This is a genomic window from Bacteroides caecigallinarum (genome assembly GCF_021531075.1).
GTDB lineage: Bacteria > Bacteroidota > Bacteroidia > Bacteroidales > Bacteroidaceae > Phocaeicola > Phocaeicola caecigallinarum_B.
The window spans coordinates 1-10,383 of the sequence record NZ_JADYTJ010000071.1 but is presented as its reverse complement, the minus strand read 5'-3'; the positions used below and the strand labels follow the sequence as shown (position 1 = coordinate 10,383).

The following is a 10,383-nucleotide window of genomic DNA, read 5'->3' as shown; positions in this document are numbered from 1 at the left end:
TTTTTATTCTAGTAATTTGTTATATAAAATAAGCAAGGCTTGTCTCAATTATGAATAATATCATATTGAGAAAGCCTTTCAGTCAATACATATAAAACCAAAACTGATTATTTGCTTATAGCATTTTTATATATATTTTTCTATGCGATGCATAGCCTCTATACAGTCGTCGCGTCTGCCGAAAGCTGTCAGTCGAAGGAAACCTTCACCGGAAGGGCCGAAACCAACACCGGGAGTTCCCACTACATTTGCATCATTGAGTAATTTGTCAAAGAATTGCCAGGATGAATATCCTGCAGGTGTCTTTAACCATAAATAAGGAGAATTACAACCACCATAAACGTTCATTCCCACTTTTTGCAATCCCTCACGCATAATGCGTGCATTTTCCATATAGTAGTCTATATTCGCTTTTACCTGTTCCTTTCCGTCTTCAGAATAGATAGCCTCTGCTGCACGCTGAGTCACATAGCTTGTTCCATTGAATTTTGTACATTGCCTTCTTAACCATAGTTTGTTCAACTGTATGTCTTCTCCGTTGCAGTCTTTGGCTGTTACCTCGTCCGGTATTATGGTATATCCGCAACGTACTCCTGTGAATCCTGCTGTTTTAGAGAAACTTCTGAATTCGATGGCACATTTTCTTGCTCCTTCTATTTCGTATATAGAATGTGGTACATCATCTTCACGGATGAAAGCTTCGTATGCTGCATCAAAAAAGATTATTGAATTGTTTGATATGGCATAGTCCACCCATTTCTTCAATTCTGCTTTTGTAAGTGTTGTGCCTGTCGGGTTATTGGGATAACACAGATATATGATATCTACTTGTTCCGATGGTAATGAAGGTACAAAGTTATTTTCTTCTGTACATGGCAAGTATGTAATGTCGCTCCAGCATCCGTTTTTATTTAGGATACCAGCTCTTCCTGCCATTACGTTACTGTCTACATAAACCGGATAAACGGGATCAGTAACTGCTATTCTATTGTCTTTATTGAAGATGTCACCTATGTTTCCTGTGTCACTTTTTGCACCGTCGTTTATAAAGACTTCGTGATTAGACAGTTTTATACCTCTAGGTTCAAAATCGTTCTTTATTATAGCTTCAATAAGAAAATCATAGCCTTGCTCCGGACCATATCCATGAAATGATGCCAAATGTGAGAGTTCATCTGTAGCACGATGCATTGCTTCTATACATGCTTGTGCTATTGGGCGTGTAACATCTCCTATCCCAAGGCGTATAAGATTTTTGTCGGGATGCTCATTTTTGAAAGCATTGACTTTTTTTGCAATATCCGAGAATAGATAACTTCCCGGTAGTTTTATGAAATTATCATTTATAAGTGCCATAATTTATTCGTTTACATTTATTTCTCCGTCGAATACTCTGACGGCAGGTCCTGTCATATATACGTGATTATCTGCACTGTCCCACTTTATTTGAAGTGTTCCTCCATCCATTATTATGGATGATGTTCTTCCACTTTTTCCACAGTGTGCTGCTGCCACTGCTGTGGCACAGGCTCCAGTTCCACATGCCATTGTTATACCAGAGCCGCGTTCCCACACTCTCATTCTTATATCTCCGTTTTTGAGTATCTGGGCAAATTCCACATTCACTCTGTCCGGGAATAATGGGTGTCTTTCCAATAGTGGTCCGATTTCTGAAATGTTTACTTTAGACAAATCATCAACGAATATAACAAGGTGTGGATTTCCCATTGAAACAGCTATACCGTCACTGAAACAATATCCGTCACCTAACTGTACTTTATGTATATCACTTGGTTGTCCCATGTCTACAGTAACGGTATCTACTGTATTATTATGTGTGATATGAAGTTTAAGAACCTTTATGCCTGAAAGTGTTTCCAGAGTAACCTCTGATTTAGCAGTCAATCCTTCTTCGTAAAGATATTTACCTATACACCTGCTGGCATTGCCGCACATTTTTGCTTCCGAACCATCCGCATTGAATATACGCATACTGAAATCTGCTATTTCAGAAGGACATATCAGAACAAGTCCGTCACTGCCTATTCCTGTATGCCGGCAACTCCATTCCACTGCTAATTTCTCAGGTTCCTCCAGTGGATATAATAGTGTATTTACATATATATAGTCATTGCCGGCACCGTGCATTTTTGTAAATCTGATATTCATCTTTTTAATCTTTAATTTTTAATAAGCTGCTTCGTGTACTCCTGCTACGGCGCGTCCGCTTGGGTCATTCATACCTTTGAAAGATGCGTCCCATGCAAGAGCCTCTGCTGTTGAGCAAGCAACACTTGGAATACTTGGTACTGATTTTGCTGCCGATGCACTTGGGAAGTGTTCCTCAAATATACTACGGTAATAATATTCTTCCTTATTTTGAGGAGGGTTGATAGGGAAACGTTCTGCAGCGTGTGCCATCTGTTCATCGCTTACAGCTTCTGATGTTATAGCCTTTAGTGTATCTATCCATGAATATCCTACTCCGTCCGAGAATTGTTCCTTCTGTCTCCATGCCACTTCTTGCGGAAGAAGTTCAGAGAAGGCATCGCGAACAACTTTCTTTTCTATTTCTTTTCCAGGACACATTTTAACGGCTGGATTCAGGCGCATAGCAACATCCAGAAATTCTTTGTCAAGGAATGGTACTCTTCCTTCCACTCCCCATGCAGACAGTGATTTGTTTGCTCGCAGACAGTCGTAAAGATGTAGTTTTGACAATTTGCGTACTGTTTCTTCATGAAAGGCACGTGCATCCGGTGCTTTATGGAAATACAGATAACCACCGAATACCTCATCGGCACCTTCACCGCTAAGTACCATCTTTATTCCCATTGACTTTATGACTCTGGCCAACAGATACATTGGCGTAGATGCTCTGACAGTTGTAACGTCGTAAGTCTCGATGTAGTATATAACGTCACGTATGGCATCAAGACCTTCCTGTATAGTATAGTTTATTTCATGATGAACAGTTCCTATGTGATCTGCCACAAGGCGAGCCTTTTCCAAATCAGGAGCACCTTTCAGACCTACAGCAAAAGAGTGTAGTTGTGGCCACCATGCATCTTGCTTGCCATCTGTTTCTACTCTCTTATCTGCAAATAATTTTGCTACGGCAGATATTACCGACGAATCAAGTCCTCCGGAAAGTAATACACCGTAAGGTACATCACTCATAAGCTGTCTTTTTACGGCATCTTCCAGTGCTTTGCGTACGTCTTCTACCTGAGTCTTATATGCTTCATCAGCAGATAGATCCGTATATCTGTCTTTTACTGTCTCATATTCACACCAGTCACGTTTGTACCACTTGTGCATTTTACCTTCCTTGCTCCAATAATAGTGTCCAGGCAGGAATGGCTCATATTCGTCGCACAATCCCTCTAATGCTTTCAATTCACTGGCACAATATACCTTACCGTCTGCATCATGGCCTATGTACAATGGAATTACACCTATCGGATCACGGGCTATCAGAAACTCGTCACGTTCTTCATCATACAGAGCAAAAGCGAATATTCCGCTTAGTTTCTCTATGAAGTCTATTCCATATTGGCGATAAAGTGCAAGTATTACTTCACAGTCACTTCCTGTCTGGAACTCATATTTGCCTGCAAATTCCGCTCTGATATCACGATGATTGTATATTTCACCGTTTACCGCCAGTATTTGTTTTCTGTCAGGCGAAAATAATGGTTGTCCACCACTCTGCGGATCAACTATTGATAATCGTTCGTGTGCCAGGATGGCTGAACCGCCGCAATAAATACCACTCCAGTCCGGTCCGCGGTGACGTATGCGTTTCGCCATAGTGAGAGCCTTTTGTCTTAGCTCAGGCGATTGTTGCTTTATATTGAAGATACATGCTATACCACACATAAGTTTGAGTTTTTAAGTTTGTTTTTAGGTGATAAGTTAACGAGTTGACAAGGTTTTAGTTTCGCCGACCGGTAGTTCAGTCCGGATGTAAACCTTGTCAACTTGTAACTGTAGTCTCGTAACCTTTTAAGAAAACATTTTATCTATCTCGTTTGCTGCATGTCTTCCCGCAGCTATACATTTTACTACGAGTGAAGGACCAGTAGCTGCATCACCTGCCACTACTGCATTCTTCGGCAGTTCCGGCATTTGAGGTTTCAGGAAGCCCATAGCCAAGAGAACCAAATCTGCTTTAATGGTTTCTTTTTTACCTGTAGGTCTCATCGTAGGACGTCCTCCGTCTGTTGCAGGTATCCATTCTACCTCTTCCACTTCAACGCCTGTTACTTTACCATTCTTGCCGATGAATTTATTTGAATTCAGACACCAGCGGCGTGTACATCCTTCCTCGTGGCTTGAACTTGTTTTCAGAACCACAGGCCATTGTGGCCACGGAGTAGCAGGGTTGTGTCCTACTGGAGGTTTAGGCATAATTTCAATCTGTGTTACATCAAGAGCTCCTTGTCTGTGTGATGTTCCTATACAGTCACTACCTGTATCACCACCACCGATAACAAGCACATGTTTTCCGCGTGCTGTAATCTTTTCTTTTTCCGGAATTTCCTGTCCTGCAAGGACTCTGTTTTGTTGAGCAAGCATTTCCATTGCAAAATGTATACCCGAGAGTTCACGTCCCGGTATTGCCAGGTCACGAGCTTGTGGTGTACCTGTACAGATGGCATATGCATCGAACCCTCCAGGTAGATTTCCCAAATCTATTTCTGCGTTAGTTTTGAAAACTATACCTTCGGATTCCATTATTTGTAATCTGCGGTCTATAATGTTTTTGCTCAGCTTGAAGTTTGGAATTCCATATCTCAACAAACCACCGGCCATTTCATCGCGTTCGAATACTGTTACTTCATATCCGCGACGGTTCAACTGGTTTGCAGCAGCCAGCCCTGCAGGACCTGAACCTATAACGGCTACCTTTTTGCCATTCTTCTCATATTTCTTCGGTACTATATATCCTTCGCGGAATGCAGCTTCAATAACAGCTGCCTCATCTTCACGGATAGTAACAGGCGAATCAATACTAAGTTTCAGTACACATGACTTTTCGCATAGTGCCGGGCAAATTCTTCCTGTGAATTCAGGAAAATCATTTGTAGCACTTAGTATTTCATAAGCTTTACGCCAGTCTCCCTTGCATAATGCATCCTGGAATTCCGGAGGTCTGTTGCCTAACGGACATGCCCAATGGCAGAATGGAACTCCACAGTCCATACATCTGCTGGCTTGCAATTTACGTTCACTCGTGTTAAGTGTCTGTTCCACTTCACTGTAATCGGCAATACGTTCGTGTATAGGACGATAGCCGGCCTCTTGACGAGGTATATTTAGAAATGCTTTAGGATTTCCCATGTTGGTCAATTAAGAATTAATAATTAATAATTAAAAATTAAGAGTGATGTCATCTACTCATTCTTAATTCTTAATTATTAATTGTTCATTATTCATTATTAATAGTCTCTCTGTACTTCTGCAATTTTCTGTTGCAGTTTTTTCATCTGTTCCTCTGCCAGAACACGTTTGTATTCTATTGGAGTAACCTGAATGAATTCGTCAATATGTTCCTGCCATTCGTCGAGGATAGTTCTTGCCAGTTTGGAACCGGTATACTTCCAATGACGTTCTATAAGTTCTTTCAATTCCTTACGAGATGCAGAGTCTTCCAGCAGATTAAGTTCTACCATTTCCATATTGCAGAAGTAGTCGAATTTGTGTTCCGGATCCCATACATAAGCTATACCTCCACTCATACCGGCTGCAAAGTTTCTTCCTGTATCACCTAGAACTACCACGCGTCCTCCTGTCATATATTCACAACAGTGGTCTCCCACACCTTCTACTACAGCTATTGCACCAGAGTTTCTCACGGCAAATCTTTCGCCAACACGACCGTTGATATAAACTTCACCTTTAGTAGCACCATACATCAGAGTATTTCCTGCAATTGTGTTCTTTGATGCATCAAACAATGAACCGGATGGTGGTAACAGGCATATACGTCCACCGCTAATACCTTTTCCTACATAGTCGTTGGCTTCACCTTCCAGGCGGAATGTTATACCAGAAGTAAGGAATGCACCAAAACTTTGTCCTGCAGAACCTTTGAATTTGACATTTATTGTACTGTCTGGCAGTCCTTCATGTCCATATCTTCTGGCCACTTCTCCTGCTAGCATTGCTCCAGCCGAACGGTCTGTGTTGGAAATAGTATATTCCAGTTCAATAGGTTTCTTATTCTCCAAAGCCTCTTTTGCAGCTGCAATCATTGCTCTGTCTTTTATTCCTAGAAGATCCAGAGGTTTGTCTGCCGAGTGGTGTATATCTGCACTGCTGTCTATCTTATGCAGTATTCTGCCAAAATCCAGACCTTTCATCTTATCTTTTCTTTCACAGTTGTCTGCCTGGATTAGGTCAGTGCGTCCCACTATATCTTCCAGTTTTGTGAATCCCATTTCTGCCAGATATTCCCTGACTTCTTCTGCCAGGAATCTGAAGTAGTTCACCACATATTTGTAATGTCCGCGGAAATGTTCACGCAATTTTTCATCCTGAGTAGCTACACCCACCGGACACAAGTTGGTATGACATTTTCTCATCATCACACATCCCAGAACTATCAGTACAGAAGTTCCGAAAGCAAATTCTTCGGCACCAAGCAATGCCATGCTTATAATGTCGCGTCCTGTTTTAAGCTGTCCGTCTGTCTGTAAGCGTACCTGACCTCTCAGACCGTTCAGTACCAGTGTCTGTTGAGTCTCGCTCAAACCAATCTCTGGTGGAATTCCGGCATATCTCATTGATGATGCTGGAGATGCACCTGTACCACCTTCGGCACCTGAAATCACAATAAGGTCGGCTTTAGCCTTTGCTACACCGGCTGCGATAGTTCCCACACCGCTCTCTGCTACAAGCTTTACACTTATTGCGGCACGTGGGTTAACGTTTTTCAAGTCGTATATCAGCTGTGCGAGGTCCTCGATAGAATAAATATCATGATGAGGTGGAGGCGAAATAAGCGAAATACCAGGAATAGAATGACGTGTACGTGCAATCACTTCATCTACCTTAAATCCCGGCAATTGTCCACCTTCTCCTGGTTTTGCGCCCTGTGCCACTTTAATCTGAATTTCTTCTGCATTAACCAGATATTCAGTTGTTACTCCGAAACGTCCTGAAGCAATTTGTTTTGTCTTGCTGCACAGGCTGATATCCTCATTGTCGCTGTCTGAATGATATACAGACGAGAAACGGCTGCTGTCTTCACCACCTTCTCCAGTATTGCTTCTTGCACCAAGCTTGTTCATTGCCAAAGCCAGGGCTTCGTGTGCTTCCTTACTGATAGCACCGAACGACATGGCTCCTGTAACAAAGTGCTTTACAATTTCCTCAACCGGCTCTACCTGATCAATGCTGATAGGGTTCTTACGGAAACTGAAGAAGTCGCGCAGGAATATCGGATTTTCCTTTTCATCAGCCTTTTTAGTGAACTCCTTGAATTTCTTATAGCTGCCGGTACGTGTCGCAAGTTGTAGCAGACTTATGGTGTCTGGATTCCATGCATGCTGTTCACCATCCTTTCTGTATGAGAACAGACCTATATGGCTCAATAATGAACCAGCCTCATCTTCTGATATAGCAATGCCTGAGCGATGGAAACGCAGATAGTCATTGGCGATATCACCCATACACGCACCACCTATAGTTGATACATCTGTACCAAAATATCTTTTCATTATTTCTGAGTTCAGCCCTACAGCTTCGAAAAGTTTTGCTCCTCTGTATGAACGGATAGTGCTGATACCCATTTTACTCATAACCTTGTATAGACCTTTGCAGAGAGCCTTGATATAGTTCTTTTCTGCTGTGTTATAGTCAAGCTGTACATCTCCTTTCTTCACCAGTCCGTCTATTACTGCAAATGCCATATATGGGCATATTGCACTTGCACCATATCCCAGCAACAGTGCGGCATGCATAACTTCGCGTGCTTCGCCGCTTTCCACTATCAATGCTGTCTGTACACGTTTCTGTACTGAAATCAGATGATGGTGCACTGCACTTACAGCCATTAACGAAGGTACTGCTGCATACTGTGCATCTACATATCTGTCGGACAATACTATATAGTTAGCACCTGCATCTACAGCTTCTTCAGCACTCTTACACAGATTTTCTATAGCCTGTCTCAATCCTTCTTCACCTTCATCTGCCTTGAACACCATTTTCAGTTTCACAGTGCTGAAACCTTTATATCTGATATTGCAAAGTATGTCAAGCTGTGTGTTAGTAAGTACAGGGTGAGGCAGACGTACCATTTTGCAATGACTTGCACTAGGGCTAAGTATATTGCTTCCCACTGCCCCGATATATTCAGTGAGCGACATTACCAATTCTTCGCGAATAGGGTCGATGGCAGGGTTGGTGACCTGAGCAAACTGCTGGCGGAAATAATTGAAAACTGACTGAGGCTTTTCGCTCAATACTGCAAGTGGGGTATCATTACCCATCGAAGCAGTAGGTTCTGCACCAGTAGCACACATTGGCGTAAGTGTACGTTCCACGTCTTCGCGTGTGTATCCGAAAATACGTAACTTTCTGCCTGCGTCTTTCACGGAATTTTCAACCTTACGTCCGCTTCTTAGAGTGTCAAGTTCTATCCTGTTGGCAGCCAGCCATTCTGTATAAGGCAGAGCAGAAGCCAAGTCTTCCTTAACCTCTTTATCATAGAATATTTTGCCTTCCTGAGTATCAATTAATAATATCTTTCCAGGTTGAAGTCGTCCTTTGGCTTCTATCTCATCCGGATTAAAACCTATAGTACCGGTTTCGCTGGCAACTACCATTGTACCGCTTTTTGTAACCAGCCATCTTGCAGGACGCAATCCGTTTCTGTCAAGCATACCTCCTGCGTATCTTCCGTCGCTGAAAAGCAATGCAGCAGGGCCGTCCCAAGGTTCCATCAGGATGGAATGGTATTCGTAGAAATCTTTCAGCTTCTGGCTGATAGGATTCTTTTCGTTTATTGATTCCGGCACCATCATTGCAAGTGCGTGTGGCAGGCTTAGTCCTGACATTACGAAGAACTCCAGCACATTATCCATTGATGCACTGTCGCTCATACCAGCCTGAATTATAGGGCGTATTCTAGAGATGTCGCCCAATTTTTCTGACGACAACACACTTTCCCTAGCTTCCATCCAGGCACGGTTACCTCTGATAGTGTTTATTTCACCGTTGTGTGCCATCATACGGAAAGGCTGAGCCAGACTCCATGTAGGGAAGGTATTGGTACTGAAACGTGAGTGAACCAATGCCAAAGCACTAGTGAAATATGGTTGTGTAAGGTCTGCATAGTATTCACGCAATTGTGTTGACGTGAGCATACCCTTATACACCATGTTTTTGCTAGATAGTGAAACTATATAAAAGTCTTTGTGTTGTATTCTATTTTCAATTTTCTTTCTGATTATATACAGCTTTTTCTCCAGCTCGGTTTCATCTGTTCCGGCTGTCACAAAAATCTGTTTTACGTCAGGTTCTGTAGCTTGCGCGTCTTTGCCCAAAATATCTGAGTTTACAGGAACTGTGCGTACGTGCATCAGTGTCATTCCTTCTCTTTCAATCTCTTCGATCATTACACTCATGATGTCCTGCTGGATATCTTTATCCTTAGGCATAAACACAAGTCCTGTACCATATTTACCTTTCTCAGGTACAGGAATACCCTGTAATAAAATGAATTCATGCGGTATCTGAACCATGATACCCGCACCATCACCTGTCTTGCTGTCGGCACCTTCTGCTCCACGATGTTTCATATTTTCCAATACTTTCAGGGCAGAGTCTATCAGTTCGTGCGACTTGGCTCCGTGCAGGTTTACTATCATTCCTACACCGCAGGCGTCATGCTCGTTAGCTGGATTATATAATCCTTGTAGAGCGTTTTTTCTGATAAAATGATTCTCTTTCATTGTGTTTTGGTTTCTTTATGTATTGAATTCTCGTTTGATTGTATTATTTTGTACTGCAAAAGTATTAATTTATGCTTTTTATGAACGTAGTTATGCTTTATTTTTGAAAAAAAAGATAGCAGGCTTTATAAGTTGCTTATAAATCCTCGTAAAATACTTGTAGAATATATCATTATGAAGTTAAAATATCCTCAAATGGTTTTAATTTTCAATACGGCTTAAATGAAAATGAAAAAAAATATATTGTATAACATATCTGTAACTCTTAAAATACTTATTTTTGTATTGAATGGTGCGACAAGAAGTCGTACAAGTAATTGTTCAGCATGATGTCTGAACCTGTTGTTCCGTCAACAGTAGCCTAAAGAGGCGTGCTTTACGAGTAATTGTTTGGTGCGAAGCCCTCTTGACAATATGG

5 protein-coding genes are annotated in these 10,383 nt (G+C 41.9%); all 5 read right to left on the bottom strand.

The genetic code is table 11. The features are described from left to right. Positions 1 to 126 precede the first annotated feature (126 nt). The 5 genes from I6E11_RS13525 to gltB all read right to left on the bottom strand — a co-directional run bounded on the left by I6E11_RS13525 (position 127) and on the right by gltB (position 9,965). Positions 127 to 1,356 (bottom strand): LL-diaminopimelate aminotransferase, encoded by a 1,230-nt coding sequence (locus tag I6E11_RS13525; protein WP_235338678.1) that lies wholly within the window; start codon positions 1,354 to 1,356, stop codon positions 127 to 129. 3 nt (positions 1,357 to 1,359) lie between these two features. Next, positions 1,360 to 2,169, bottom strand: coding sequence for a diaminopimelate epimerase (gene dapF, locus I6E11_RS13520; protein WP_235338677.1), 810 nt, complete (start codon positions 2,167 to 2,169; stop codon positions 1,360 to 1,362). Between the two features lie 18 nt (positions 2,170 to 2,187). Then, a complete protein-coding gene (gene asnB / locus I6E11_RS13515; protein ID WP_235338676.1) occupies positions 2,188 to 3,882 on the bottom strand; it encodes an asparagine synthase B in 1,695 nt (564 codons plus the stop codon). Between the two features lie 126 nt (positions 3,883 to 4,008). Next, entirely contained in the window at positions 4,009 to 5,346 is a 1,338-nt protein-coding gene (locus I6E11_RS13510) for a glutamate synthase subunit beta (protein ID WP_235338675.1), read from the bottom strand. A gap of 98 nt (positions 5,347 to 5,444) precedes the next feature. Beyond that, on the bottom strand, positions 5,445 to 9,965 hold the full coding sequence (gene gltB / locus I6E11_RS13505) for a glutamate synthase large subunit (protein ID WP_235338674.1): 4,521 nt from the start codon (positions 9,963 to 9,965) through the stop codon (positions 5,445 to 5,447). Positions 9,966 to 10,383 lie beyond the last annotated feature (418 nt).